Origin of the sequence: Streptomyces galbus (assembly GCF_005280195.1) — a bacterium.
GTDB lineage: Bacteria > Actinomycetota > Actinomycetes > Streptomycetales > Streptomycetaceae > Streptomyces > Streptomyces galbus.
Map to the genome: position 1 here is coordinate 261,013 of NZ_SZPR01000018.1, position 25,701 is coordinate 286,713.

Below are 25,701 nucleotides of genomic sequence, written 5' to 3' on the forward strand. Positions count from 1 at the left end.
GCGTCGTGCCCCACGTGACCCACGACCTGCTCGTCCGGCTCGGCCCCCTCCTCGCCGCGGAGGCGTCGGCCGAGGCGCACGCCACCGGCACCGAACCCGCGGACCTGGAACAGGCCGTCTGGCTGCGGCTCCTGGAACACCTGCGGGCCGACGGGCCCCCGGCCGACCCCCACGGCTGGCTGCGCCGGGCCGTGCGCGCCGAGGCCCGCCGCACCCGCCGTACCCACCGCCGGGAACGCCCGTACGCCGGCGACCCGGCCGACGACGGGGACCGCGACCCCGCGCAGCTCGCGCTGGCCGCCGCGCGGGGGCGCGCGCTGCGCGCGGCGGTGCGCCGGCTCCCGGGCCGCTGCCCGCGGCTGATCGAGGCGCTGCTGTCCCCGCGGGACCCGACCTACCGGGAGATCGCGGGGGAGTTGGGTATCTCACAGGGCTCCCTCGGACCGGAACGCTCCAGATGTCTGGGATGTCTGCGGCGATTGCTGGCACCGGAGGTTGCGGCGCGAACGGGGCGGGGATAGGAGTGGGGGACAACAGGTGATCAGGTGAGCGGGAGGCGTGCGCACATGGGCATGAGCGTGACCATCTCGGTGGCGACCGAGCAGGACGCGGAGCAGATCTTCAGGCTCCAGTACCTGTGCTTCCAGAGCGAGGCGGCGCTGTACGGCAACTACCGCATCGACCCGCTCGTCCAGAGCCTGGACTCCGTGCGCGAGGAACTCGCCGCCGACTGCGTGTACGTCGCCCGCCTCGGCGACGAGGTGGTCGGCTCGGTCCGCGGCCGGATCACCGAGGACGGCGCCGCCGCCATCGGCAAGCTCTGCGTCCACCCCCGCCTGCAGGGCCACGGCATCGGCGCGCGGCTGCTGCGCGCGGCCGAGGCGGCCCTGGAAGGGGAGCGCGGTGCGACCCGGTTCCGCCTCCACACCGGCCACCGCAGCGAGGGCAACCTGCGCCTGTACCGCCGCGTCGGCTACGAGACGGTGGGCACGGCCCAGGGCACCGACGGCGTCCCGATGATCGTCCTGGAGAAGCAGGCGGGCACCTACGCGGCCACCGCCTAGCGGACCGGCCGCCCCCCGGTCCCGGGGGGCGGGTCCCGTCAGTCCCGGGGGGCGGGCTCCCGGTCGCGCGACCTGCGCAGCCAGTACAGGGCGGACACCGGCAGCAGCACCGGGATGAAGACGTACCCCATCCCGTACTTCGACCACACCGTGGCGTCGGGGAACGCCGACGGCTCGATCAGGGTCCAGGTCCCCACGATCAGCACGCCGGCCAGCTCGGCGGCGCAGCACACCTGCGCCGCCCGGCGGGCGCCCTCGCTCCCGCGCACCAGCGTGTAGGTGATGAAGCCGTAGACCACGCCCGCCACCGCCGACAGGGAGTACGCCAGCGGCGCCCGGTCGAACTCGGTGGCGATCTGGTACGCGGAGCGCGACACCGCGCCGACCACCATCACGCCGTACAGCCAGACCAGCAGGGTCCCCGGTCCGCTGGTCAACCGCCTGGACCTCCCGGCCGGCCCGTCCCCCGTCGCCACCTCAGCCTCCCCAGATGTCATAGAGCCGCACCTCCAGCACCGCCAGCACCACACCGCCGGCGGCCACGGTCACCGAACCCCAGCGGGTGCGCTCACCCAGCGACATGAAGCCCGCCGCGGGCACGCACGCGAACGCGCCGAGCAGGTACGCCACGAAGATCGTCGTGCCCTGGTCCGGCTTCTCGCCCCGTGCCAGCTGCACGATCCCGATCACGAGCTGCAGCAGCGCCAGCGCCGAGACCACGGCCATCCCGATGAAGTGCCAGTCCTTCGTCGGCTCGTCACGGTAGGCCGCCCAGCCGCACCACGCGGCGAGCAGCAGCGCGGCGACACCGGTCACCAGCGTCAGGGCATCGACCATGGGGTGACCTTATTACGGTGCGGGGGCCGCACCGCCGCCGCCCCCGGTCCGCCGCCACAGGGTCTAGACCACTGGGCGTAGGGTCGAGGTCATGACGATCCACGCGCACGCCCTCCTGTTCGACAACGACGGCACCCTCGTCTCCAGCCTCGCCTCGGTGGAGCGCTGCTGGAGCAGGTGGGCACGCGAGTACGGCGTCAGCGCCGAGGACTTCGCCGGGATCGCCCTGCACGGCCGCACCGCCGTGGAGATCGTCGGCGACCTGCTGCCCGCCGACCGGGTCGCCGAGGCCGTCGCCCGCGTCGAGCGGCTGGAGGTGGACGACGTGGCCGACGGGGGAGTGGAGCTGCTGCCCGGCACCCGGGACCTGCTCGACGCCCTGCCCGCCGACCGCTGGGCCGTGGTCACCTCCGCCACCCACCGCCTGGCCGCCGCCCGCCTCGACGCCGTGGGCATCCGCCCCAAGACCCTGGTCACCGCGGACGAGGTCACCCGGGGCAAGCCCCACCCCGAGCCCTACCTGCTCGCCGCCCGGCACCTGGGCGTCGACCCGGCCCGCTGTGTCGTCTTCGAGGACGCCCCGGCCGGACTCGCGGCCGGCCGCGCCGCCGGCATGACCACCGTGGCCTTGGCCACAACCCACCGCGCCGAGGAGCTCGACGCCGACCTGGTGGTGGCCGACCTGTCGGCCCTGTCGGTGCAGGTCACCGCGGCCGGGATCGAGATCTCCGTCCGCGCCTGAGGGCCGTCCGCCGCCGTCCCGGCACCTGTCCACGGCTGTCCGCAATGCGGACAGCCGTGCCGTGTCAGGACCGTCCGTCTGCTTTACTGATCGCATGACCACGACGAGCTGCCGCACCCTTGCGACCGAGGCGACCATGACGCCCGGTGCTCGTTGTATGTGTCGCACGCGCCGAATGTGTGCCTGCTAGAGGGCCCCCGCACCACCTGAGCCTCGCGCCCCGAAGCGAGTGCCCGCTCACGTCCCGCCGTACGCCGCGCGTACGCGACTGAGCCCGCCCCCCGCGCACGTGCTCCCCGTGTCCCACCGCGCCCTCGCGCGCGGACGTGCCGCGCCGGGCTGCCTTCGACCCTGCATGCCCCGTGCCGGCGCCCACGACGCGCCGCGCACTCGACAGTGACGGAAACCCACGTGATCACCACCTCGGGCCTCACCAAGGTCTACCGCTCGCGCGGTCGCGAGGTCACCGCCCTCGACGGCGTCGACCTGCACGTCCGCGAAGGAGAGGTCTACGGCGTCATCGGCCAGTCCGGCGCCGGCAAGTCCTCCCTGATCCGCTGCGTCAACCTGCTCGAACGCCCCACCGCCGGCACGGTCACCGTGGCCGGGCAGGACCTCACCGCCCTCGCCGGGCGCGGACCACGGGCGGGCAAGGAGCTGCGGCGGGCGCGCAGCCGCATCGGCATGGTCTTCCAGCACTTCAACCTGCTCTCCTCGCGGACCGTGCAGGACAACGTCGAACTGCCGCTGGAGATCCTCGGCACCTCCGGCCGGGCCCGCTCCGCCAAGGCGCTGGAACTGCTCGACCTGGTCGGCCTCGCCGACAAGGCCGGCGCCTACCCCGCCCAGCTCTCCGGCGGCCAGAAGCAGCGCGTCGGCATCGCCCGCGCCCTGGCCGGCGACCCCAAGGTGCTGCTCTCCGACGAGGCCACCAGCGCGCTCGACCCCGAGACCACGCGCTCGATCCTCGCGCTGCTGCGCGACCTCAACCGCCAGCTCGGCCTGACCGTCCTGCTCATCACCCACGAGATGGACGTCGTGAAGTCGATCTGCGACTCCGCCGCCCTCATGGAGAAGGGCCGCATCGTCGAGTCCGGCACCGTCAGCGAGCTGCTCGCCACCCCCGGCTCCCAACTGGCCGCCGCGCTCTTCCCGGTCGGCGGCGAGGCCACCGGCGACGACCGCACCGTCCTCGACGTCACCTTCCACGGCGAGCGGACCACCCAGCCGGTCGTCTCCCAGCTCGCCCGCACCTACAACATCGACATCTCGATCCTCGGCGCCGCCATCGACACCGTCGGCGGCCTCCAGATCGGCCGGATGCGCATCGAACTGCCCGGCCGCTACGAGGACAACGTCGTGCCGATCGGCTTCCTGCGCGAGAAGGGCCTGCAGATCGACGTGGTCGACTCCGCCGCCCGGCAGACCGCCCTGGTGAAGGAGAGCGCCAAGTGACCTGGTCCGAGATGCAGCCCCTGCTGTCCCAGGCGTGTTGGGACACCCTCTACATGGTGGGCTGGTCCACCCTCATCGCCGTCGCCGGCGGACTGCCGCTGGGCATCCTGCTGGTGCTGACCGACCGGGGCGGGCTGCTCCAGAACGTCGTCGCGCAGAAGGTCCTCGGGCAGGTCGTGAACATCGCCCGCTCGATGCCCTTCATCATCCTCATGGTCGCGCTCATGGGCTTCACCCGCTGGATCACCGGCACGACCATCGGCCGCGAGGCCGCCATCGTGCCCCTCGCGATCGGCGCCGTCCCCTTCTTCGCGCGGCTCGTCGAGACCGCCGTGCGCGAAGTGGACGGCGGACTGGTCGAGGCCGTGCAGGCCATGGGCGGCAACACCTGGACCATCGTGCGCAAGGTCCTCGTCCCCGAGTCCCTGCCCTCCCTGATCGCCAGCACCACCACCACGGTCGTCGCCCTCATCGGCTACTCCGCGATGGCCGGCACGGTCGGCGCCGGCGGGCTCGGCGACATCGCCATCCGCTACGGCTACCAGCGCTTCGAGACCGAGCTGATGTGGATCACGGTGGCGATCCTCGCGGTCGTCATCTCCCTCATCCAGTTCGCCGGCGACTACGCCGCCCGCTCGCTGCACCGCCGCGACGGCCGGTCGGGCCCCGCCCCCAGGCTCCGTCTGCTCAAGGCCGACGCGGCCTCGAGCGAGACCGCCTGACCCCCTCTCCGAACTCCCCGTCCACCCAACGACGGGGCCGCACCACCCTTCAGGAAAGGCACTTTTCGTGCGTAACACCGCCAAGATCACCACCGCCGTCCTCGCCGCCGGAGCCCTCACCTTCGGGCTCTCCGCCTGCGGCTCGGGCTCCGACTCCAAGGCCGACGGCGGCGACACCCTCACCGTCGCCGCCACCCCGACCCCCCAGGGCGAGATCCTCACCTACGTCAAGGACCACCTGGCGAAGAAGGCCGGCCTCAAGCTGGAGGTCAAGGAGTTCACCGACTACGTGACGCCCAACACGGCCGTCCAGCAGGGCGAGGTGGACGCCAACTACTTCCAGCACCAGCCCTACCTCACCGACTTCAACAAGAAGAACGGCACCGACATCGTGGCCGTGCCCGGCGCGACCGTGCACCTGGAGCCGCTCGGCGTCTACTCCAAGGGCGTCAAGAAGCTCGACGACCTCAAGAAGGGCGCCACCGTCGCCCTGCCGAACGACACCACCAACGAGGCCCGCGCGCTGAAGCTGCTCGCGGCCAACGGCGTCATCGGGCTGAAGTCCGGCGTGGGCTACGACGCGACCCCGAAGGACGTCACCTCCAACCCCAAGGGCCTGAAGTTCAAGGAGCTGGAGGCCGCCCAGCTCCCGCGCTCCCTCGGTGACGTCGACGCCGCGGTGATCAACGGCAACTACGCCCTGGAGGCCGACCTCAGCCCGGCCAAGGACGCCATCGCCGCCGAGTCCCCCAAGGACAACCCCTACGGCAACTTCCTCGCCGTCAAGAAGGGCGAGGAGGACGACCCGCGCGTGCAGAAGCTCGCCAAGCTCCTCACCTCGCCCGAGGTCAAGAAGTTCATCGAGGACAAGTACCAGGGCGCCGTCGTCCCGGCGTTCTGACCCCTCACACCCACGGGGTCCGCTGCCGGAAAGGCAGTGGACCCCGTGGTGCGGTCAGGTGCTTTCATGCTGCATGCTGGGCAGTTCAGCAGGCCCTGACGGTTCTTCCGAAGGTTACGGAGCGGCGCATGACTGGCACCTTTCCCAACGTCTCCATCAGCACGGAGCGGTTGGTCCTGCGCCCCTTCGAGGACTCCGACGTCGACGCCCTCGCCGAGATGATGAACGACGAACTCGTCGTCGCCTGGACCTCCGTGCCCCACCCCTACACCGAGGCCGACGCCCGCGCCTGGGTCACCGGGACCGCCCCCGCCGAACGCACCGCGGGCCGCGGCATCGTCTTCGCCGTCACCGAGTTCCTCACCCAGCGCCTGGTCGGCACCGTCCACCTGCGCAACGCCGACTGGCGCGTGCGCTCCGCGGAGATGGGCTACGTCGTCGCCCCCTGGGCCCGCGGCGAGGGCTACGCCAGCGAAGCCGTCCTCGCCACCGCCCAGTGGCTGTTCCACGACCAGAAGTTCGAGCGCCTGGAACTGCGCACCGCCGCCGACAACACCGCCTCCCAGCAGGTCGCCCAGAAGATCGGCTGTATCAGCGAGGGCGTCCTGCGCGGCGCCTGGATAGCGCGCACCAAGGACGACGGCGGGGCCTGGACGGACGTCCGCACCGACCTCATCGTCTGGAGCCTGCTCCCCGAGGACCTGGAGGGCGTCGCCGACCGGCTCACCGACGGCGACGGCTACCCGTCGTACGACGACTGGAACTGACCGGCCGGACCGGCCGACCGCACCGACCGCCCCCACGACCCCGCGGACCCTCCGACCGGGACCGCCGCCGCGCCGCGGCCCGCGCGACCAGGTACCCTCACGGAGCCCGCAGCCCGCGCACATCCCCGGGAGACTGACGACCATGGCCGACCGCGTCACGGTGATCGGCTGGGACGGCTCGCCGCTGACCGCCGCGGCACGCTCCGCACTGGGCGCCGCCACGCTCGTGGCCGGCGCCGCCCACCACCTGGCGCTGCCCGAGGTACCGCCCGCCGCCGAACGCATCCGCCTCGGCAGCGTCACCCTCGCCGCCCGCCGCATCGCCGCCCACCGCGGCACCGCGGTGGTGCTCGCCGACGGCGACCCCGGCTTCTTCGGTGTCGTACGCACCCTGCGCGCACCGGAGTTCGGCCTCGAGGTCGAGGTCGTGCCCGCCGTGTCCGCCGTCGCCGCCGCCTTCGCCCGCGCCGGGATGCCCTGGGACGACGCCCAGGTGGTCGTCGCCCACCGCCGCACCCTGCGCCGCGCGGTCAACGTGTGCCGCGCCCACGCCAAGGTCGCCGTCCTCACCTCGCCCGGCGCGGGCCCCGCCGAACTCGGACTGCTGCTGGAGGGCGTCCACCGCACCTTCGTGGTGTGCGAGGAACTCGGCACCGACCGAGAGCAGGTCAGCGTCGTCACCTCCGACAAGGCCGCCGACCACATCTGGCGCGACCCCAACGTCGTCATCGTCATCGGCGGCCCGGTCACCACCGGGGACGACGGCGACTGGATCGCCGGGCGCGACCCGGCGGCGGGACCGCGCGGCTGGACCCTGCCCGCCGACGCCTACGGCGGCGGACTGGGCGAGGGCGAGGCGGAGTTGCTGCGCGCCGCCCAACTCGCCCGCCTCGGGCCCCGGACGGGCGACCTCGTCTGGGACATCGGCTGCGCGAGCGGCGCGTTCGCCACCGAGGCCGCACGGGCCGGCGCCGCCGTGCTCGCCGTCGACCGGGACGCCGAGGCGTGCGCCCGCACCGAGGCCGCCGCCCGCCGCCACGGCGTCCAGCTCCACGTGGTCCACGGCACCGCCCCGCACGTCCTGGAGAACCTGCCCGAACCGGACGTCGTCCGCATCGCCGGCGGCGGCGCGGCCGTCGTCTCCGCGGTCGCCGACCGCCGCCCCCAGTGCATCGTCACCCACGCCATGACCCGCGACGCCGCCGAACTCGTCGGCCGCGACCTGAGCGAACACGGCTACCGCGTCGAGTGCGCCCTCATCCAGTCCGTCGAACTCGACACGCGCGCCTGGACGGAGACGGAGCGGAGCGTCGCGTTCCTGCTCAGCGGGGTTCTGCCGGATCGCGCCCCGTGATCCTCTTGTCGTACCGCGCGCGGTAGGGTGGCCGATCGTCGTACCGCTTTCGGGCACCCGGCACCTCGTCGGTCAATGTCCGGAAAACCCATCCGTTTTGGGGTGCGTGTGGTACGGCGTGACCGGAGGACGCGCAACGTGGCGCAGTCCACAGCGGAGCGTCGCGGATCATGCTGTCGCGACGGCCGGACGACCGCGACAATGCCACTGAATGGCTTTGTCGTCTTTTTCGGGCGGGTCGTTCGTGCCGCTGGGCACGGACGCTCGTTCTTCACAACGGGGCGGTCGGTGCGCCGTTCCGGGTGAGCTGGTCGTAGGAGCACTAACCGATGGGCGAGGGGTACGCATGACCGACACCGGCCAGATCCCGGGCGAGGGGCTGCCGGAGAGCGCAGGCACGGTGGAGCAGCCGGGCGTTCCCGAGCCCGGTGCGTACCCCTACCTCTCCGAGACCACCGCCGCCGACGAGGACCTGCTGCTGCCCGGCTCCGGCGGGGCCTGGGGCAACGAGGTGCCGCCGCCCGCGCCGGAACCGGTCCTGGAGGCCCTGCACGAGCCCGGCCCCGCCGAGCCCGGTGTCCACGAGCCCGGCCCGCACGAGCTGTCCGGCCGGGACAGCGGCGCCGTCGACCTGACCGCCGTGCGCCGCCCGGTGCCCACCGCGCCGACCACCCCGATCCCGCCGATCACCCCGCGCCGTCCGCTGCACCTGGGCCCGCCGATCCCCGACGCCTCCGCCAGCCCGGTCCGCTCGCTCGCCGACCGCGGCCCCGCGGGCGCCCCGGTGCGCCGCCCCGGACCGCCCGCGACCGGCCCCGAGTACCTCGACGCCCAGCCCACCGGTGACCTGCCCCCGCAGGGCGCCGCGCCGTGGGGCGCCCCGGCCGCAGCGGCTCCCGGGGGCCTCCCCGCCGAAACGGTTGGCCCGGTCGCCGCCGCCCCGCACCCGGAGCCGGTGGGCGCGGCCCAGGCCGTCGTCACCCGCCTGGCCACGGAGGCCATCGCCGCCACGGCCCCGCAGCCGGCCGAGGAGGACACCCCCGCGGCGCACCCCGCGGCCGAGGCGGTCGACCCCGCTCCGCAGACCCCCGGCACGGCTGACGCGGGCGCGCCCGCGGACGTGCCCGTGACGGTGACCGAGGCGGTCGCGGGCGGCGCTGCCGAGGTGCCCGGGGACGCGGACCAGGGCACCGCCGAGGACGCCGGCGTCGGTCTGCCCGCGGAGCAGCAGGTCGCCGCCCCCGCGAGCCCCGAGCAGCCGGCGGCGCCGGTGACCGGCGCGCCCGAGCCCGTGCAGACGCCCGCGCCGGAGCCCGTCGAGGCGGCACCGGCAGAGGCCGGCAGCACCGAGCCCGTCGAACCCGTCGAGTCGACCGAGCCTGTCGAGCCGGCCGAGCCCGTCGAGGAGGCTCCGGAGCCCGTCGCCGTCCATCAGGCGGTCGCCGCCCCTGAGGCCTTGGCCGCGGCGGCCGATGACACACGTGCGCCGTCCGAGCCGCTGCCCGGCGCCGACACGGCCGCCGCGGTCCCCCCGGCCCCGGCTCAGGACGCCGTGGTCGCGCCCGCCGACACCCTCGCCGCCCGGGCTCCGGAGCCGCAGGCCGTTCCCGAGCCCCAGGAGGCCCAGGCCCCCGCGCCTGTCGAACCGGCGGCTGTCCAGACGCTCGCGCCTGCGGTCGTCCTGGACGTCACCGAGGAAGCCCACGCCCTCGCGGAGGCCCCGCCCCCGGTCGCCGCCGTCACCGAGCCGACGGTCGCCGAGGAGACTCCGACCCCTGCGGCCGCCCCCGTCACCCCGCAGGCCGAGGCCGCCGTCACCGAGGCCCAGCCGTCGGCTCCGGAGGGCGGTACGACTCCCGACCCCGACCAGCTCGCGCAGCCGGCGACCACGGCACCCGAGGCCCAGGCCCGGCCCCACCCCGAACCGCAGGCCCAGGTCCAGGCGCAGGACGAGGCCACGGACCACACCCAGGACGCCGCCTCCCCCACCCCGGACGTCGCGCCCTCCACCCCGGACGCACCGGCCGTCCCCGCCCCGCTGGGAGGCCCCGTGCACCTCGACCCCGCAGCCCAGGCGCAGAGCGCGCCGGGTGCTCCCGTGGCGGGCCCGCAGGTGCAGGGCGAGCAGGCGCCGGACCACTTGGCGCCGTCCGACGGCACGGTGGCCGGCGCCCCGCACCTCGCCACGCCGACCCCGCCGCAGTCCCTCGCCCTCCCGGCGGAAGCCGCGCCGGCCGCCGAAGCCGCACCGGCCGCCGACCCCACGCCGGCCGCCGAAGCCGCACCGGCCCCCGACGCAACCCCGGCCGAGGAAGCGCCGCACGCCGCCGCGCCCGGCCCCGCCGTGCACCCGCAGGCACTGCCGGAGCTGTCGGACCTGCCCCAGGCGCCGCAGGTGCCGCAGACCCCGGAAGCACCGCAGCCGCCCACCGCCCCGGACCTCACGCCCCCGCCCGCCGACCAGCACACGGCGGTCGCGGCAGGCACCCCGGTCGCCCCCGTGGCCCCCGTCGCCGTCCCCGCCCCCCGCGCCGCCGACCCCGAGGCCGCCCCCGAGCCCGACCCCGAGGTCGCCCAGAGCGCGGAGGACCTGGACACCAGGGCCGCCGAGCAGGACGAGGAGAGCGGGCCCGCCACGCAGGAGGCGGCCCGGCCCACCGGCCCCGCCGCCCCCGGCTACGACGACGCCGAGCGCGAGGCCGTCCTGAAGGTCATGCGCGAGCGCCGGGACATCCGCAACGGCTTCCGCAGCGACCCCATCCCGCACGAGGTGCTGCTGCGCGTCCTGGAGGCCGCCCACACCGCGCCGTCCGTCGGCCACTCCCAGCCCTGGGACTTCGTCGTCATCCGGTCCGCCGAGACCCGCCGCGCGATGCACGAACTGGCCATGCGCCAGCGCGATGCCTACGCCAGGTCGCTGCCCAAGGGCCGGGCGAAGCAGTTCAAGGAACTCAAGATCGAGGCCATCCTCGAGACGCCGGTGAACATCGTCGTCACCGCCGACCCGACCCGCGGCGGCCGCCACACCCTGGGCCGGCACACCCAGCCGCAGATGGCGCCGTACTCCTCGGCCCTCGCCGTCGAGAACCTCTGGCTCGCCGCCCGCGCCGAGGGCCTGGGCGTCGGCTGGGTCAGCTTCTTCGACGAGCGAGAGATGGTCCGCGCGCTGGGCCTGCCCGAGCACCTGGAGGTCGTGGCCTACCTGTGCGTCGGGTACGTCGACGAGTTCCCGGACGAGCCCGAGCTGATGCAGGCCGGCTGGGCCAAGCGTCGCCCGCTGTCCTGGGTCGTGCACGAGGAGACGTACGGGCGGCGCGCGCTGCCCGGCGAGGACCCGCACGACCTGCTCGCCGAGACGGTCGCCGGCATCCGCCCGCTCGATGCCAAGGCGCTCGGCGAGGCGTGGGAGCGGCAGAAGCGCATGACCAAGCCGGCCGGCGCGCTGGGCATGCTGGAGATCATCTCCGCGCAGCTGTCGGGCCTGTCCCGGCAGTGCCCGCCGCCCATCCCGGAGCCCGCGGCCGTCGCGATCTTCGCCGGCGACCACGGGGTGCACGCCCAGGGCGTCACCCCCTGGCCGCAGGAGGTCACCGCCCAGATGGTGGCCAACTTCCTCGGCGGGGGAGCGGTCTGCAACGCGTTCGCGAGCCAGGTGGGCGCCGAGGTCTGCGTGGTCGACGTGGGCGTCGCGTCCGACCTGCCGGCCACCCCCGGCCTGCTGCCCCGCAAGGTCCGGGCCGGCACGTCCGACATGACCACCGGCCCCGCGATGACCCGCGAGGAGGCCCAGCAGGCCATCGAGGTGGGCATCGAGACCGCCCGCGACCTGGTGGCGGCCGGCAACAAGGCGCTGCTCACCGGGGAGATGGGCATCGCGAACACCACCGCGTCGGCCGCGCTGATCTCCGTATTCACCGGCGCCGACCCGGCCGAGGTGACGGGCCGGGGCACCGGGATCAACGACGAGACCCTGGCCCGCAAGACCGAGGTCGTGCGCCGGGCCCTGGAGTTCCACCAGCCCGACCCGGCCGACCCGATCGGCGTCCTCGCGGCCGTCGGCGGCTTCGAGCACGCCGCGATGGTGGGCCTGCTACTCGGCGGTGCGTCCCTGCGGACGCCGGTCATCCTGGACGGCGTCAGCGCCGGTGCCGCCGCCCTGGTGGCCCGCGCGATCGCCCCCGAGGTGCTGGCGGCCTGCATCGCGGGCCACCGCAGCGCCGAGCCCGGCCACGTGGCCGCGCTCAACAAGCTGGGCCTGCGCCCCCTGGTCGACCTGGACCTCCGCCTCGGCGAGGGCACCGGCGCCCTGCTCGCCCTGCCGCTGGTGCAGAGCACGGCCCGGGCGATGCACGAGGTGGCGACGTTCGACTCGGCGGGCGTCACCGAGAAGTAGCACCGCACCGCGCCGGGGTCGGCGGGGCACGCGCTCACGCGTGCCCCCCGGCCCCGCCGTACGCCGAGCGGACGGCTAAAATCCGCACGTCAGGGCCGCTCCACCGCCGCAGCGCCCTTCCCGACCTCGCGGGGACCCCGGCGTCCCCGTACCGTCGCCCAGGACCTTCGCGGTCGCCCGGGGCCCGGGCAGCCGCCCAGGACCCCTGCCGCCGCCCGGACGAGGAGCCGTACCGCCATGGCCGAACACCCCGCCTACCCCGTAGGTCTCCGCCTCACCGGCCGTCGCGTGGTCGTCCTCGGCGGCGGGCAGGTCGCCCAGCGCCGGCTGCCGGCCCTGATCGCGGCGGGCGCCGACGTCCTGCTGGTGTCACCCGAGGCGACCCCGTCCGTCGAGGCCATGGCGGACGCGGGCGAGGTCACCTGGGAGCGGCGCGTCTACACCTCCGGCGACCTCGCCGACGCCTGGTACGCCCTGATCGCCACCAGCGACCCCGACGCCAACGCCGCCGCCTCCGCCGAGGCCGAGCGGCACCGCGTCTGGTGCGTGCGCTCCGACGACGCCGACGCGGCCACCGCCTGGACCCCGGCGACGGGCCACAGCGAGGGCGTCACGGTCGCCGTCCTGACCACGGACGCGCGCGGCCGCGACCCGCGGCACACCGCCGCCGTCCGCGACGCGGTCGTGGAGGGACTGCGCGACGGCACGCTCGTCGCCCCGCACCACCGCACCCGCACCCCCGGCGTCGCCCTGGTCGGCGGCGGCCCCGGCGACCCGGACCTGATCACCGTGCGCGGCCGCCGGCTGCTCGCCGAGGCGGACGTCGTCATCGCCGACCGGCTGGGCCCGCGCGACCTGCTCGCCGAGCTGCCGCCGCACGTCGAGGTGATCGACGCGGCGAAGATCCCCTACGGCCGGTACATGGCCCAGGAGGCCATCAACAACGCCCTGATCGAGCACGCCCGGCAGGGCAGGTCCGTGGTCCGGCTCAAGGGCGGCGACCCGTACGTGTTCGGCCGGGGCATGGAGGAGCTGCAGGCGCTCGCCGAGGCGGGCATCCCGTGCACGGTGGTCCCCGGCATCTCCAGCTCCATCTCGGTCCCGGGCGCGGCCGGCATCCCCGTCACCCACCGCGGGGTCGCCCACGAGTTCACCGTGGTCAGCGGGCACGTGGCCCCCGACGACGAGCGTTCGCTGGTCGACTGGCCCGCACTGGCGCGGCTCAACGGCACCCTGGTAATCCTCATGGGCGTCGACAAGATCGGCCGGATCGCCGAGACGCTCGTCGCCCACGGCAAGTCCCCGGACACCCCGGTCGCCCTGGTCCAGGAGGGCACCACGGCCGCCCAGCGGCGCGTGGACGCGACCCTCGCGACGGTCGCCGAGACGGTCGTCGCCGAGGACGTGAAGCCGCCGGCCGTCATCGTCGTCGGCGAGGTCGTCGCCGTCGGCGCGCGGACCCCCGCGTCAGGCGCGTGACCGCGCGCGGCACGGCCGTCACCAGCCGTTTGGCAGCCCACCGAGGACGAGGCAGTATCACCCCGTGGCCGAACTCATCACCGTCGAGGACCCCGACGACCCGCGCCTGCGCGACTACACCGGACTGACCGACGTCGAGCTGCGCCGCCGGCGCGAGCCGGCCGAGGGCCTGTTCATCGCCGAGGGCGAGAAGGTCATCAGGCGGGCCAGGGACGCGGGCTACGCGATGCGCTCGATGCTCCTGTCCGCCAAGTGGGTCGACGTCATGCGGGACGTCATCGACGAACTCCCGGCGCCCGTCTACGTGGTCACCCCCGAGCTGGCCGAGCAGGTCACCGGCTACCACGTGCACCGCGGCGCCCTCGCCTCGGTGCAGCGCAAGCCCTTGCCCACGGCGGCCGGGCTCCTGGGCCCCGCCCGCCGGGTCGTCGTCATGGAGTCCGTCAACGACCACACCAACATCGGCGCGATCTTCCGCTCGGCGGCCGCCCTCGGCATGGACGCCGTGCTGCTCTCCCCGGACTGCGCCGACCCGCTCTACCGGCGCAGCGTGAAGGTGTCGATGGGTGCCGTCTTCTCCGTGCCGTACGCCCGGCTCGACACCTGGCCCCGGGGCCTCGACGCGCTCCGCGGGGCGGGCTTCACGCTGCTCGCCCTCACCCCGGACGAGAGGGCCGTCTCCCTGGACGAGGCGGCCCCGCACCGGATGGACCGCGTCGCCCTGATGCTGGGGGCGGAGGGCGACGGCCTGTCCGCGCGGGCCCTGGCCGCCGCGGACGCACGGGTCCGCATCCCCATGGCGCACGGCGTCGACTCCCTCAACGTCGGCGCGGCGGCCGCGGTCGCCTTCTACGCCGTGGCGACGGGCCGCCCGACGGCCTGATCCCCGGAGGCGGCCTGCACTCCGGGAACCCGCCGTACGACGTCCTGCCGTACGACGCCGTGGTGGTCGACGCCCAGGCCGCGGGCCGGTCCCTGGCAGCCCTGGACGATGCCGATGCCGAGGGCGACCAGCAGCGTCACGACCACGAAGACGAACAGCCGCTGCCGCAGCAGCCGCGGGTTGGCGGGCCGCCGCCCGGTCCCGGTGGGCCGGGGCCCCGGACGGCCGGAGCCGTTGCGCTGGGCGGGCCGCCCGCCGGTACCGGGCCGGGCGCCGCGCCCGGTCGGTGTGCCGCGCCCGCCGGTCGGACCGCTGCGCCCGCCGGTCGGCGTGCCACGGCCCGACGGGGTCGAGCGGGCGGCGGACGAGGGCCGCGGCGTACCGGTGCGCGACCCCGGGACGGCACCCCGCGAGCCGGTCGTGCCGCGCGCCCCGGTGCCGCCCCGCGGGACGGTCCCGCCCCGCGACGCGGGCGCCCCGCCCCGCGACGCGGGCGCCCCGCCCCGCGACGCGGGCGCCCCGCCCCGCGACGGCGTGCCCGGGCCGCCCGGCGGGCGCTGCGCCCGCTGCGGGTACGTCGGCTCCGACAGCCGCCCGGTCGGCCGCTCGGCCTCCAGCGCGCGCGGCACCGGCGGACGCACGTCGCCGGCCCCCTGCGCCTCGCGCGCGGCGATCTCCTTCAGCCGCAGCGAGAGGTCCAGGGTGCTCGGCCGCTCCTCGGGGTCCTTCGCCAGACACGCCCGCACCAGCGGGGCGAGCGCGTCCGGCACGCCGTGCAGCTGCGGCTCCTCGTGCACGACCCGGTACAGCATCACCTCGGAACTGCCGTGCCCGAAGGGCGAGTCGGCCATCGCGGCGTAGGCGAGGGTGGCGCCGAGGGAGAACACGTCCGTGGCCGGGGTGACCGCGGCCCCGCGCACCTGCTCCGGGGCGAGGAAGCCGGGGGAGCCCACGGCGGTCCCCACGTGCGTGAGGGTCGAGGCACCCGTGGCCCAGGCGATGCCGAAGTCGATGATCCGCGGCCCCTTCGGGGACAGCAGGATGTTGGACGGCTTGAGGTCCCGGTGGACGACGCCGGCCTCGTGCACCGCGACCAGCCCCTCCGACAGGGCGGCGCCGATGGCGGCGACCTCGGCGGCCCCGAGCGCCCCCTCGTCGGCGACCTTGTCGTGCAGGGAGGGGCCGGGGACGTACTGGGTGGCGAACCAGGGGCGGTCGGCGTCGAGGTCGGCCGCGACCAGCCGGGCGGTGCAGCCGCCGCGGATCCGCCGTGCGGCCGACACCTCGCGCGCGAACCGTGACCGGAACTCCTGGTCCTCCGCGAGATCGGGCCGGATCACCTTCAGGGCGACCCGCTGGCCCTTCTTGTCGGAGCCCAGGTAGACAACGCCCATCCCGCCCGCGCCGAGCCGTCGGTGAAGCCTGAACGAGCCGACGACGCGCGGGTCCTCGCGCCTCAGGCGCATCATCGCCATGTTCATCCCCGCTGCCCGGTCCGTGTGACGTGGCACAGCTTACGTTTCCACGGCCGCTCGCGCGCAGAGGCCGCGCCCTCTCGTCCCGACGGATTGTCAGTCCCCGGTGGGACACTTGAGGGGTGGTCAGAAGACGGGCGAACGGGGCGCGTTCGGTCGGCCGGTGACCTCAACCACCTGTCACAGAAGGGGGATTGGACCCGTGAAGGGTGACCGAGTGGAAATCGTCGTGGACGCCGGGGACACGACGCGCACGTACGAGGTGGTGGCCAGCAGGGCGGGCCGCCGGGTGGAGACGGCGGTGCGCCGGGGGGTGGTCGAAGTGAGCGAAGTCACCCGTACCGGTGCGGTCGTGCGGACGGCCAGGTTCATGGCGAACCGGGTCCTCGCCCTGGTCGAACAGCCGGTCCCGCGCGAGGACGGCTCGGAGAAACCGGGCCGGACCGGGCACCCCCTCAGGGAAGACCCCGAGACGTAGGACCCGGTCTCCACCCAGGGGAGTACACGGCGGGAGGTGGCTCATCCTCCGGGAGGCCCGGCAATCGGTACGAGGGCATGACGTCCGCCGGGCGGCGCACCCCTAGATTTGAGGTCAAGCGGCGGGTGCAGCACTCGTCCCCCGAGGTCAGACACCCGCCGCTGCCGACGACAACCGACACGGTCAGGAGAGGGACCATGGCCCAGACGGCACCGCGGACGCTGTTCCGCGACGCAGGACGTACGGCGCACGCCGGTTTCCGCCCCCGCCGTCAGGGCAGTCGCCACCCACTGGTGGCGACCTTGATGGCCCTTCCCCTGGCGGCCCTGCTCCTCCTCGTCTTCGACGGCTGGGAGACGGTGGCCACACAGGCGTCGTCCGTGGGCGTGATGCTGGGGCGCTGAGCGGCGACCCCAGGCCCGGAAGAGCGGTCCGGGCGGGGACATCCACCCATGAAACCCCGTGGGGACGGGGGTGCGGCGGACGGCAAAATGCCGGCGCAGCTGGGGAGCTGCGCCGGCATTGCTCTTCCCCGGCGACCGCACACCTCCCCGGCGGTCGTACGCTCGCCTCCATGTCGCCGCACCCGAGCCTCGCCGCACGCGTACGGCAGGCCGCCCACCCCGGACCGGACCTGCCCGGCTGCGCCTGCGAGACGGCCGTGCTCGCCGACCGCCCGGACGCCACCGTCGTCCGGCACGGCCCCCTCGTCGGCAAGGCGCACGCCCCCGGCACCGACCCCGAGGCCCTGGCCGCCCGGCTCCGCGTCGCGGCGCGGCTGCCCGGTGTCCTCCTGCCCCCGGTCGGCACGACACCGGACCGGCAGTCCCGCCCCCACACCCTCTGGCCCTACGGCACCCCCGTGGACCCCGACGACCCCGACGCCGCCCCCTGGGAGGCGGCCGGCACCCTGCTGGCCCGGCTGCACCGCACCCCCGCCCCGCCCGGCCTGCCCCCGATGCGCGGCCCGGCCAAGGCCGCCGACGCCGTGCGCCGGCTGCGCCGGACCGCGGGCCCCGGGCACCCGGCCACCGGCCCGGTGCTCGCCGCCTGGTCCACGCTCGCGCCCTGGGCCCGCGCCGAGACCCCCATGCCCGCCTCCGCCCTGTGCCACGGCGACCTCCACCTCGGCCAGCTCGTCCGCCACCCCGCTCCCGACGGCCCGTGGCACCTCATCGACGTCGACGACCTCGGCACCGGCGTGCCCGCCTGGGACCTCGCGCGCCCGGCCGCCTGGTACGCGTGCGGCCTGCTCCCGCCCGACGAGTGGGCGCGGTTCCTCGGCGCGTACCGCTCGGCGGGCGGCCCGGCCGTCCCCCCGGACGGCGACCCCTGGCCCGCCCTGGACGTCCCGGCCCGTGCCCTGACCGTGCAGACCGCCGCCCGCTCCGTCACCAAGGCCGTGGGCGAGGACCGCCCGCTGGACGAGGTCGAACAGGCCCTGGTGGACGCCTGCGCGCGGATGGGCCCGGTCCCCGCGCACCCGGCGCCGGATCCGTCGGCATAGGGTGCAACCGACCGGGGCGGGGCAGAGTCTGTCCTGGCGGAACGCGAAGCAGGACCGACCCGCGAGGAGTTGAGCAGACCATGCAGTGTCCGAAGTGCCATGCGGCGATGCACACGTACAACCGCAACGGCGTCCAGATCGAGCAGTGCAGCAACTGCCGGGGAATCTTCCTGGACTACGGCGAGCTGGAGGCGCTGACCCGCCTGGAGTCCCAGTGGGCGCCCGCCGCGCCGCCGGCCCCGCCCGCCCCGCAGGCGTACCCGGCCCCGCCCGCCCCGGCGTGGGGCGCCCCGCAGCACGGCGGTCACCACGGAGGGCACTACGGCGGCCACCACCGCCACAAGAGCTTCGGCCACATGCTGTTCTCCAGCTGAGCCGGACACGACGAAGCCCCCGGTCGCGGGACCGGGGGCTGTTCGCTCTGTGGACGATACTGGGATTGAACCAGTGACCTCTTCCGTGTCAGGGAAGCGCTCTCCCGCTGAGCTAATCGTCCTCGGGACCCCGGCCCAGGGGCCGGAGGCACTGCGTGCGCGATACTGGGATTGAACCAGTGACCTCTTCCGTGTCAGGGAAGCGCTCTCCCGCTGAGCTAATCGCGCGGGTCGAAGCCGAGGGGCTTCAGTGGACGATACTGGGATTGAACCAGTGACCTCTTCCGTGTCAGGGAAGCGCTCTCCCGCTGAGCTAATCGTCCTTGGAGGTGGAGACGGGATTTGAACCCGTGTAGACGGCTTTGCAGGCCGTTGCCTCGCCTCTCGGCCACTCCACCAGGAGTGCAGGGGCCCGGGAAGACCCCTCTTCCTTCGAGCGGACGACGAGGCTCGAACTCGCGACCTCAACCTTGGCAAGGTTGCGCTCTACCAACTGAGCTACGTCCGCCTGTCGGTTCGGTCCGCTCCCGCGTCCCGGCGACGTGTTGAACTCTAGCGGATTCCCGGGCCAGTACAAAAACGCGTTTGCGCAGCGTGCTGCCCTGCGTTCCGCCGCCGACCAGCTCAGGGCCCCTGAGGGTCACGTCGAGGTCACCGCGCGGACACGCGACCGGACCGCCGCGCACCCCTCATAGACTCGACACCGTGCTCGACCTGCCCGCCCTCGCCCGTTTCGGCGACCGCCTCGCCACCGGCCTCCTCGACGTCACCGACGACCCCGCCGCGCTGGACTCCGCCGGCTTCTGGGCCGTCAGCGCCGACTTCGAGGGCCGGCTGGTCTGCGCGCGCTTCGCCGACGTGCGCCACGCGCCCGTGCCCGCACCGGTGCCGGGCCGCTGGCGGGGCCCGGCGGTCGGCGACTGGACGTCCTCCCTGGACAGCGCCGCGTACCAGGAGGGCGTGCGGCGCGTCCGCGCGCACATAGCGGCCGGCGAGGTCTACCAGGCCAACCTCTGCCGGGTGCTGTCCGCGCCCGTCGCCCCGGACACCGACGTCGATGCGCTCACCGCGCTGCTGGCCCGCGGCAACCCGGCGCCGTACGCGGGAACGATCCGGCTGCCCGGCCACGGCGTCGAGATCGCCACCGCCTCCCCGGAGCTGTTCCTGCGCCGGGACGGCCGCGCCGTGCTGTCCGGCCCGATCAAGGGCACCGGGCGCACCGAGGCGGACCTGCTCGACAAGGACTACGCCGAGAACGTGATGATCGTCGACCTGGTCCGCAACGACATCGGCCGGGTCTGCGCCACCGGCAGCGTCACCGTGCCCGACCTGTGCGCCGTGGAGAAGCACCCGGGGCTCGTCCACCTCGTCTCCACGGTCCGCGGCGAGCTGCGCGACGACGCCGGCTGGCCCGAGCTGCTGGCCGCGGCCTTCCCGCCCGGCTCGGTCACCGGAGCGCCCAAGTCCAGTGCCCTGCGGATCATCGGCGCCCTGGAGACGGCACCGCGCGGGCCGTACTGCGGCGGCATCGGCTGGGTCGACGCCGACCGGGGGACCGGCGAGCTGGCCGTCGGCATCCGCACCTTCTGGATCGACCGGCCCGCACCGGGTACCGCGGTACTGCGCTTCGGCACGGGCGCCGGCATCACCTGGGGCTCCGACCCCGAGGGGGAGTGGCGGGAGACCGAGCTGAAGGCGTCCAGGCTCCTCGCGGTAGCGTCGGGGGCGTACGAGGTGAGTGGAGAGGGACTGCACACGTGAAGATCTGGCTGGACGGCGGGCTCCGGGACACCGACTCCGCCCGTGTCTCCGTCTTCGACCACGGCCTGACCGTGGGCGACGGCGTCTTCGAGACGGTCAAGGCGCAGGAGGGCAGGCCGTTCGCCCTCACCCGGCACCTGGACCGGCTCACCCGCTCCGCGCGGGGCCTGGGCCTGCCCGACCCGGACCTCGACGAGGTCCGCCGCGCCTGCGCCGCCGTCCTGGAGGCCGACCCGGTGCCGCTGGGCCGGCTGCGCATCACCTACACCGGCGGATTCGGCCCCCTCGGCTCCGACCGGGGCGAGCACGGCCCGACGCTGGTGGTCGCACTCGGCGAGACCTCCCGCCGGGCCGACACCACCGCCGTGGTCACGGTCCCCTGGACGCGCAACGAACGGGGCGCGGTGACGGGCCTGAAGACCACCTCGTACGCCGAGAACGTGGTCGCGCTCGCCCGCGCGCACGAGCACGGCGCCACCGAGGCGCTGTTCGGCAACACCGTCGGACAGCTCTGCGAGGGCACCGGCTCCAACGTCTTCGTGGTCCTCGACGGCGAGATCCACACCCCTCCGCTGCACTCCGGCTGCCTGGCGGGCATCACGCGCGCGCTGACCATCGAGTGGACCGGCGCGCAGGAGACCGACCTGCCGCTGGACGTCCTGCGCAGCGCCGACGAGGTGTTCCTGACCTCCACCCTGCGCGACGTGCAGGCCGTGCACCGCGTCGACGACCGCGAACTGCCCGGCGCGCCCGGCCCGGTGACGGCCAAGGCGATGCGCGTCTTCGAGGAGCGCGCGGGCGACGACCTCGACCCCTGAGTGCGTGGATATGGAGCTGACCCGCGGGGCGGGCAGAGGGTAGAAATCACCTGATGACCACGACCCTGCGGCCCACCGAGCCGCTCCAGCGAGCCGCCGACGGAGCATTGTCGCGCCACTACCAGGTGTGCGTGAACAGCCGTCCCGTCGGCGAGATACGCCTGTCCACCCACCCCGACTTCGGCCCGGGCGTCGGCCGCATCGACGAGCTGCGCATCGACGAGCCCGACCGTCGGCGCGGCCGGGGCACGGTCGCCGCCCTGGCCGCCGAGGAGGTGGCGCGCGGCTGGGGCTGCCGGGTGCTGGAGGTGCGGGTCCCCGCGACGGCACCGGTCGCCCTGCGGCTGGCGACGACGCTCGGCTACGTCCACCGCAACCGCGGCATGCGGAAGACCCTCGGCGCGGTGGCGCCCGGGCTGCCCGCCGGCAGCCGCGGCAGACCGCTCACCGACGCCGAGTACGGACCCTGGCGCGAGCACAGCCTGCGCGAGTACGCGCAGACCTGGATCAGCCGCGGGGTGCCCGAGCGCGAGGCGCTGGCCAAGGCGGAGGCGGACGACCGGCGGCTGCTGCCGCACGGGACCGCCACCGAGAACACGCTGATCAGCGTCCTGGAACACGAGGGCACCCGGGTCGGCACCCTCTGGCTGCACGTCGAGGGGGAGCGGGCCTTCGTGTACGACGTGGAAGCCGACCCCGCGCACCGCGGCCGGGGCCACGGCCGCAGCCTGATGCTGCTGGCCGAGGCCCAGGCGATCGCCGCCGGCGCGCGGGTCATCGGGCTCAACGTGTTCGCGGGCAACACGCCGGCCGAGCGGCTGTACGAGTCGCTCGGCTACGAGCCGGTGGACCACTCGATGGCCAAGTCCCTGCTCTGAGCCCCGCTCAGGACGCCTCCGCCAGCAGCCGGTCGGCGATCTCCTCGACGCGCTCGCGCAGCCCTTCCTGGCTCTTGCCGCCGTCGAGGCGTTCGCCGCCGATGACGTACGTCGGGGTGCCGGTCACGCCGATCGCCTTGCCCTCGGCCTGGTCGGCGTCCACGATCAGGATGTGCCGCCCGTCGATCAGGGCGGTGTCGAACTCCTCGGCGTCCAGCCCGAGTTCCCCGGCGACCTGGACCAGGAAGGGTTCTCCCGTACGGTCCAGCTCCTCCACCCGCTCCAGCACGGCCTCGACGTACTCCCAGCCCCTGCCCTGCTCCGCGGCCTCCTCGGCGGCCTGCGCGGCGGCGAAGGCGTGCCGGTGCTTGTCCAGCGGGAAGTGCCGCAGCCGCAGCTCCAGCCGGTCGCCGTAGCGCTCCCGCAGGGCCCGCAGGTCGGCGAGGGCGCCGCGGCAGTCGGGGCACTGCAGCTCGCACCAGACGTCGAGCACGACGGCGGGGCGGGCGGCGCCGGAGCCGGGGGAGGCAGCCGGGGCGGTGGTGTCGGCGGGGGCGGTGGCGTCGGAGGAGGTGTCGCTCATGCGACCAGTCTTCCAGCCCGGGGCGCCGCTCCCCAATCCGCGGCGGCCCGGCCCGGGGCGGCACCCGGGGAGGAGGCGACCCGGAGATGTCCCTGATGTCCGCCCGCAGCGTGGCCCCGGGGCCGTCCGCAGGTGCACGATGGAGGGCAGGGGCCGCCTCGCGCCCCCGGAGCGACCGTGCCCCTGGAGGACCGGATGATTGCCGAGACCGTGTGTTCCGCCGTCGCCGCGGCCGGCCTGGGCATCGCCGCGGTCACCGCCTACCGCCGGCGTTTCCTCGCCGCGACCCGCATCGCGGCCTACGCGCTCGTCCCGCTCGGCCTGGTGATGACCGGCGTCGTCGAGTGGCTCGCGGACACCGCCTTCAGCCCGACGGCCTGGGCGGGCTTCGCGCTGCTCGGTGTGGCCTGGGGCCTCTTCACGCTCACCCGCGCCGTGGAGCGCCGCCGGGGCGGCACCCGCAAGGAGCGCAGGGCCGCGGCCAGGTCCGCCCGGCAGGACGCGGTGGCCCCCGACGCCTCGGCGCCCTCCCTCGGCAGCGCCGCCCCGCGTCCGGCCGCCCGCCCGGCAGCCCGGCCCGCGGCCGCGCCGCGCCCGGACTCCTCCGACGACTTCAGCGACATCGAGGCCATCCTCAAGAAGCACGGCATATGACCGCCGCGCGGGTCCGCGTCCCCGGCCGCCGGGTCCGCTGAAACGACACAGTCGGAACCGCAGGTGGACGGAACTGATCACTCCGCGGACGGGAGATCGAGGAAAGGTGCGCCCACCCGCTCATTCCGGGCGTGGTGATCGCGAAGAGGGTGTCCGCTGCGCCATCATCGCCGCGAGATGCTGGACACGACACAGAGCGAGGCACAGACCGACCCCACGCCGCCGGAGAACGAGCCGCGTGGATGCCTCTTCGCCCTTTCCCAGCCACCGCTGATGATCTTCCTGGCGGTGATCGGGTGTCTCCTGCTCATGGCTGCGCTGCACGACCTGCTGCTGCTGTGAGCCGTTCCCGCGGTCCCCGGCGCCACCCGCCGGGGCCGCGTCGGCACCGGCCCCACGGCGTCCGCGGCGCACCGCGCACCCGGCGGCAGGGCTCAGCCGGCGGCTTCCTTGCGGCGCGCGCGGTACGCGGCGACGTGCAGGCGGTTGCCGCAGGTCCGGCTGTCGCAGTACCGGCGCGACCGGTTGCGGGAGAGGTCCACGAAGGCCCGCCGGCAGTCCGGGGCCTCGCAGCGCCGCAGCCGCTCCTGCTCCCCGGCGACCACGAAGAACGCCAGCGCCATCCCGCAGTCGGCGGCCAGGTGGTCGGCGATGGAGGCGCCCGGCGCGAAGTAGTGGATGTGCCAGTCGTAGCCGTCGTGGTCGGTGAGCCTCGGCGTGGTGCCGGCGGCGGCCACCAGTTCGTTGATCAGACCGGCCGCGGTCCGGGGGTCGGTGGCCGCGAAGATCCCGGCGAACCGCCCGCGGACCTTGCGCACCGCCGACAGGTCGAACTCGGACAGCACTCCGACGTCACTGATGTCGTGGCCGCGCACGAACTCCTCTAGGGAGGCGACGTCCGGCAGCCCGTCCGGGGTGGTGTCGTCCTCCGGGGCGGTGTTCACCAGATCCACCACGGCATCGAGCGCACACCGGGTGTCGTGGGTGATCAGCACGTTTCGCTCCCTGGCCTGGGGACGGGCGGGCGCCCGCCGATGCTGGCCGATGGTAGCCGCACCTGGCCGCCCGGCGGAGGGTCCGTCGCCGCCGGCTTCCCCCGCGCACGCCCAGGCGCCGCACCCCGGATCCCTGTGAATCTCCGGGGGGCGGCGTCGGCGCGTGCCCTATGCGGTTGTTCGAGCCCGAGCCGTCTCCCCGAGTGGACGGCGCCGGGCGGCTCGTAGGGGCCCCGCTCTAGCTCTCCGCCAGAATGTGCGAGAGCTCCTGGTCGAGGTCGAAGTGGCGGTGCTCCGTGCCGGGGGGCACGGCGGCGTCCGTCCGCTTCAGGAAGGACTCCAGCGCCCGCGCCGGGGCCTCGAGCAGCGCCTCGCCCTCGGGCGAGCTCAGGGCGATGCACACGACGCCCTGACCATGGCTGCGCGACGGCCAGACACGGACGTCGCCGGTACCGGTGGGCCGGTGGAGGCCCTCGGCGAGGAGGTCGCGGGCGAACACCCACTCGACGGTCTCCTCGGCTCCGGTGTGGAAGGTGGCGTGCACGGCGTAGGGGTCGGCCGTGTCGTACCGCAGGCCTGCGGGGACAGGCAGGGAGGACTCGCTCGACACAACGAGGCGCAGGTGCAGCTCGCAGCTGACCGTGGTGTTCATAAGCGCCAGGGCCTTTCGCTCAGTGTGCGCTCGGGGATTCGCACGTCGGCGAAATCGACATGCCACCTACGGTGCCGTTGTAAACCCCTCTGAGTGTTTTGCGTGTCTTTACGTAACTCTTCCGGCCGAGGGTGCCTTCGGTGGGTACGACCATTCCAGTGACGCGCCGGCTCCGGTAGGGTCTCGCCGTATGAATACGGGGAGTGACGTGCCGGGTGAGGTCGCCGTGGCGTCGGACGGAGCGGAAGTGGGCGAGGCCAGGTCCGGTCAGCACGAGCACGAGGGGCTCGGCTCCCGTGCGCCGGAATTCGTCAAGGAGCGCCGCCTGCTGCACGTGAGCTGGCAGGTCGGCGTCTTCGTGGTCGGGCTGGCGGTCGTCGTGGCCGGCGTGATCATGCTGCCGCTGCCCGGACCCGGCTGGGTGGTGATCTTCGGTGGCATGGCGATCTGGGCGACCGAGTTCGTCTGGGCCCAGCTCGTGCTGCGCTGGACGAAACGCAAAGTCACCGAGGCGGCCCAGCGGGCCCTGGACCCCCGCGTCCGGCGCCGCAACATCGTCCTGACGTCGATCGGCCTGGTGGTCGTGGGCGTGCTCATCGGCGTCTACGTGTGGACGTTCGGGTTCGTCATGCCCTGGAAGATCGAGAACCAGTGAGCCGCAGGGCCGCACGGACCGCCCGCCGCTGGTCACAGGCACCCCCTGACATGGGGTAATGTTCTTCCTGCGCCCGGGCGATTAGCTCAGTGGGAGAGCGCTTCGTTCACACCGAAGAGGTCACTGGTTCGAACCCAGTATCGCCCACCACCCACACCGGCCCGCCTGCGAGAAGCAGGCGGGCCGGTTGCGTTCCGGAATTCACCGACCACGAGGCGTATCGGGAAGAAATCCGGACCAAGGCCCCGGGCGGGAATTCCCCGGACGTTTCTCG

Annotated in this window: 27 protein-coding genes and 6 tRNA genes; 22 read left to right on the plus strand and 11 right to left on the minus strand. The window is 74.5% G+C overall.

The features are described 5' to 3' along the window. Nucleotides 1–14: 14 nt before the first annotated feature. Together E4U92_RS22380 and E4U92_RS22385 are read left to right on the plus strand one after the other, a co-directional pair. Entirely contained in the window at nt 15–521 is a 507-nt protein-coding gene (locus tag E4U92_RS22380) for a sigma-70 family RNA polymerase sigma factor (RefSeq protein WP_137302389.1), read from the plus strand. 45 nt (nt 522–566) lie between these two features. Further along, complete coding sequence (locus E4U92_RS22385) at nt 567–1,064, plus strand: GNAT family N-acetyltransferase (RefSeq protein WP_137302390.1); 498 nt, start codon at nt 567–569, stop codon at nt 1,062–1,064. 38 nt (nt 1,065–1,102) lie between these two features. Here the strand turns inward: E4U92_RS22385 and E4U92_RS22390 are convergent, their stop codons facing one another. Together E4U92_RS22390 and E4U92_RS22395 are read right to left on the minus strand one after the other, a co-directional pair. Continuing rightward, nucleotides 1,103–1,561, minus strand: a complete 459-nt coding sequence (locus tag E4U92_RS22390) for a hypothetical protein (protein WP_137302221.1) — start codon at nt 1,559–1,561, stop codon at nt 1,103–1,105. Then, on the minus strand, nt 1,542–1,901 hold the full coding sequence (locus E4U92_RS22395; protein WP_137302222.1) for a hypothetical protein: 360 nt from the start codon (nt 1,899–1,901) through the stop codon (nt 1,542–1,544). Before E4U92_RS22395 ends, E4U92_RS22390 begins: the two co-directional genes overlap by 20 nt. 91 nt (nt 1,902–1,992) lie before the next feature. Between E4U92_RS22395 and E4U92_RS22400 the strand changes: the two genes are divergently transcribed. From E4U92_RS22400 to E4U92_RS22440, 9 genes are all read left to right on the plus strand, one after another. After that, nucleotides 1,993–2,643 carry an HAD-IA family hydrolase gene (locus E4U92_RS22400; RefSeq protein WP_137302223.1) on the plus strand — a complete coding sequence of 217 codons (651 nt, stop codon included), beginning with the start codon at nt 1,993–1,995 and terminating at the stop codon, nt 2,641–2,643. A gap of 411 nt (nt 2,644–3,054) precedes the next feature. Continuing rightward, nucleotides 3,055–4,098 (plus strand): methionine ABC transporter ATP-binding protein, encoded by a 1,044-nt coding sequence (locus tag E4U92_RS22405; RefSeq protein ID WP_137302224.1) that lies wholly within the window; start codon nt 3,055–3,057, stop codon nt 4,096–4,098. Beyond that, nucleotides 4,095–4,820, plus strand: coding sequence for a methionine ABC transporter permease (locus E4U92_RS22410; RefSeq protein ID WP_137302225.1), 726 nt, complete (start codon nt 4,095–4,097; stop codon nt 4,818–4,820). Before E4U92_RS22405 ends, E4U92_RS22410 begins: the two co-directional genes overlap by 4 nt. 67 nt (nt 4,821–4,887) lie before the next feature. Next, on the plus strand, nt 4,888–5,721 hold the full coding sequence (locus tag E4U92_RS22415) for a MetQ/NlpA family ABC transporter substrate-binding protein (RefSeq protein ID WP_137302226.1): 834 nt from the start codon (nt 4,888–4,890) through the stop codon (nt 5,719–5,721). 128 nt (nt 5,722–5,849) lie between these two features. Next, nucleotides 5,850–6,488 carry a GNAT family N-acetyltransferase gene (locus tag E4U92_RS22420; protein WP_137302227.1) on the plus strand — a complete coding sequence of 213 codons (639 nt, stop codon included), beginning with the start codon at nt 5,850–5,852 and terminating at the stop codon, nt 6,486–6,488. 142 nt (nt 6,489–6,630) lie between these two features. Next, a complete protein-coding gene (cbiE, locus tag E4U92_RS22425; RefSeq protein WP_137302228.1) occupies nt 6,631–7,842 on the plus strand; it encodes a precorrin-6y C5,15-methyltransferase (decarboxylating) subunit CbiE in 1,212 nt (403 codons plus the stop codon). Between the two features lie 346 nt (nt 7,843–8,188). Continuing rightward, on the plus strand, nt 8,189–12,235 hold the full coding sequence (cobT, locus tag E4U92_RS22430; RefSeq protein ID WP_137302229.1) for a nicotinate-nucleotide--dimethylbenzimidazole phosphoribosyltransferase: 4,047 nt from the start codon (nt 8,189–8,191) through the stop codon (nt 12,233–12,235). Nucleotides 12,236–12,472: 237 nt separating this feature from the next. Then, on the plus strand, nt 12,473–13,714 hold the full coding sequence (gene cobA, locus E4U92_RS22435) for a uroporphyrinogen-III C-methyltransferase (protein WP_137302230.1): 1,242 nt from the start codon (nt 12,473–12,475) through the stop codon (nt 13,712–13,714). A gap of 64 nt (nt 13,715–13,778) precedes the next feature. Continuing rightward, nucleotides 13,779–14,597, plus strand: a complete 819-nt coding sequence (locus E4U92_RS22440; RefSeq protein WP_137302231.1) for a TrmH family RNA methyltransferase — start codon at nt 13,779–13,781, stop codon at nt 14,595–14,597. Here E4U92_RS22440 and E4U92_RS22445 read toward each other — a convergent pair. Further along, complete coding sequence (locus E4U92_RS22445) at nt 14,564–16,078, minus strand: serine/threonine-protein kinase (protein WP_229862717.1); 1,515 nt, start codon at nt 16,076–16,078, stop codon at nt 14,564–14,566. The genes E4U92_RS22440 and E4U92_RS22445 overlap by 34 nt on opposite strands. Nucleotides 16,079–16,274: 196 nt before the next feature. On the opposite strand from E4U92_RS22445, the gene E4U92_RS22450 reads away from it, so the two are divergent. From E4U92_RS22450 to E4U92_RS22465, 4 genes are all read left to right on the plus strand, one after another. After that, nucleotides 16,275–16,550, plus strand: a complete 276-nt coding sequence (locus tag E4U92_RS22450; RefSeq protein ID WP_137302232.1) for a hypothetical protein — start codon at nt 16,275–16,277, stop codon at nt 16,548–16,550. A 197-nt stretch (nt 16,551–16,747) separates the two neighbouring features. Then, a complete protein-coding gene (locus tag E4U92_RS22455; RefSeq protein ID WP_137302233.1) occupies nt 16,748–16,954 on the plus strand; it encodes a hypothetical protein in 207 nt (68 codons plus the stop codon). Between the two features lie 170 nt (nt 16,955–17,124). Then, entirely contained in the window at nt 17,125–18,057 is a 933-nt protein-coding gene (locus E4U92_RS22460; protein ID WP_137302234.1) for a phosphotransferase enzyme family protein, read from the plus strand. A gap of 80 nt (nt 18,058–18,137) precedes the next feature. Continuing rightward, on the plus strand, nt 18,138–18,431 hold the full coding sequence (locus tag E4U92_RS22465) for a TFIIB-type zinc ribbon-containing protein (protein WP_137302235.1): 294 nt from the start codon (nt 18,138–18,140) through the stop codon (nt 18,429–18,431). Nucleotides 18,432–18,481: 50 nt separating this feature from the next. Here E4U92_RS22465 and E4U92_RS22470 read toward each other — a convergent pair. The 5 genes from E4U92_RS22470 to E4U92_RS22490 form a co-directional block, all read right to left on the minus strand. Further along, nucleotides 18,482–18,553: transfer RNA gene (locus E4U92_RS22470), tRNA-Val, on the minus strand. A gap of 34 nt (nt 18,554–18,587) precedes the next feature. Next, nucleotides 18,588–18,659 (minus strand) — tRNA-Val (locus E4U92_RS22475). A 23-nt stretch (nt 18,660–18,682) separates the two neighbouring features. After that, nucleotides 18,683–18,754, minus strand: a tRNA-Val gene (locus E4U92_RS22480). 1 nt (nt 18,755) lies between these two features. Then, nucleotides 18,756–18,829: transfer RNA gene (locus E4U92_RS22485), tRNA-Cys, on the minus strand. Between the two features lie 37 nt (nt 18,830–18,866). After that, nucleotides 18,867–18,939, minus strand: a tRNA-Gly gene (locus E4U92_RS22490). A gap of 197 nt (nt 18,940–19,136) precedes the next feature. On the opposite strand from E4U92_RS22490, the gene E4U92_RS22495 reads away from it, so the two are divergent. Genes E4U92_RS22495 through E4U92_RS22505 form a run of 3 tightly spaced genes read left to right on the plus strand, consistent with a single transcriptional unit; the run spans nt 19,137 to nt 21,888 of the window. Continuing rightward, on the plus strand, nt 19,137–20,192 hold the full coding sequence (locus E4U92_RS22495; protein WP_137302236.1) for a chorismate-binding protein: 1,056 nt from the start codon (nt 19,137–19,139) through the stop codon (nt 20,190–20,192). Further along, nucleotides 20,189–21,010: an aminotransferase class IV gene (locus tag E4U92_RS22500; RefSeq protein WP_137302237.1), complete on the plus strand. Its 822-nt coding sequence runs from the start codon at nt 20,189–20,191 to the stop codon at nt 21,008–21,010. Before E4U92_RS22495 ends, E4U92_RS22500 begins: the two co-directional genes overlap by 4 nt. 53 nt (nt 21,011–21,063) lie before the next feature. Continuing rightward, a complete protein-coding gene (locus E4U92_RS22505) occupies nt 21,064–21,888 on the plus strand; it encodes a GNAT family N-acetyltransferase (RefSeq protein ID WP_174863978.1) in 825 nt (274 codons plus the stop codon). 7 nt (nt 21,889–21,895) lie between these two features. Here the strand turns inward: E4U92_RS22505 and E4U92_RS22510 are convergent, their stop codons facing one another. Further along, nucleotides 21,896–22,471, minus strand: a complete 576-nt coding sequence (locus tag E4U92_RS22510; protein WP_174863980.1) for a DsbA family protein — start codon at nt 22,469–22,471, stop codon at nt 21,896–21,898. Nucleotides 22,472–22,666: 195 nt separating this feature from the next. On the opposite strand from E4U92_RS22510, the gene E4U92_RS22515 reads away from it, so the two are divergent. Together E4U92_RS22515 and E4U92_RS35970 are read left to right on the plus strand one after the other, a co-directional pair. Then, nucleotides 22,667–23,125 (plus strand): hypothetical protein, encoded by a 459-nt coding sequence (locus tag E4U92_RS22515; RefSeq protein ID WP_137302240.1) that lies wholly within the window; start codon nt 22,667–22,669, stop codon nt 23,123–23,125. Nucleotides 23,126–23,302: 177 nt separating this feature from the next. Continuing rightward, nucleotides 23,303–23,467 carry a hypothetical protein gene (locus E4U92_RS35970; RefSeq protein WP_168725175.1) on the plus strand — a complete coding sequence of 55 codons (165 nt, stop codon included), beginning with the start codon at nt 23,303–23,305 and terminating at the stop codon, nt 23,465–23,467. Nucleotides 23,468–23,559: 92 nt separating this feature from the next. Here E4U92_RS35970 and E4U92_RS22520 read toward each other — a convergent pair whose 3' ends face one another. Together E4U92_RS22520 and E4U92_RS22525 are read right to left on the minus strand one after the other, a co-directional pair. After that, complete coding sequence (locus E4U92_RS22520; RefSeq protein WP_137302241.1) at nt 23,560–24,120, minus strand: CGNR zinc finger domain-containing protein; 561 nt, start codon at nt 24,118–24,120, stop codon at nt 23,560–23,562. A gap of 238 nt (nt 24,121–24,358) precedes the next feature. Next, on the minus strand, nt 24,359–24,772 hold the full coding sequence (locus tag E4U92_RS22525; RefSeq protein WP_004002642.1) for an SsgA family sporulation/cell division regulator: 414 nt from the start codon (nt 24,770–24,772) through the stop codon (nt 24,359–24,361). Nucleotides 24,773–24,962: 190 nt separating this feature from the next. Here E4U92_RS22525 and E4U92_RS22530 point away from each other — a divergent pair, with 190 nt between their 5' ends. Both E4U92_RS22530 and E4U92_RS22535 read left to right on the plus strand, forming a co-directional pair. Then, a complete protein-coding gene (locus tag E4U92_RS22530) occupies nt 24,963–25,427 on the plus strand; it encodes a TIGR02611 family protein (protein WP_137302242.1) in 465 nt (154 codons plus the stop codon). A gap of 75 nt (nt 25,428–25,502) precedes the next feature. Continuing rightward, nucleotides 25,503–25,577: transfer RNA gene (locus E4U92_RS22535), tRNA-Val, on the plus strand. Nucleotides 25,578–25,701: the final 124 nt, after the last annotated feature.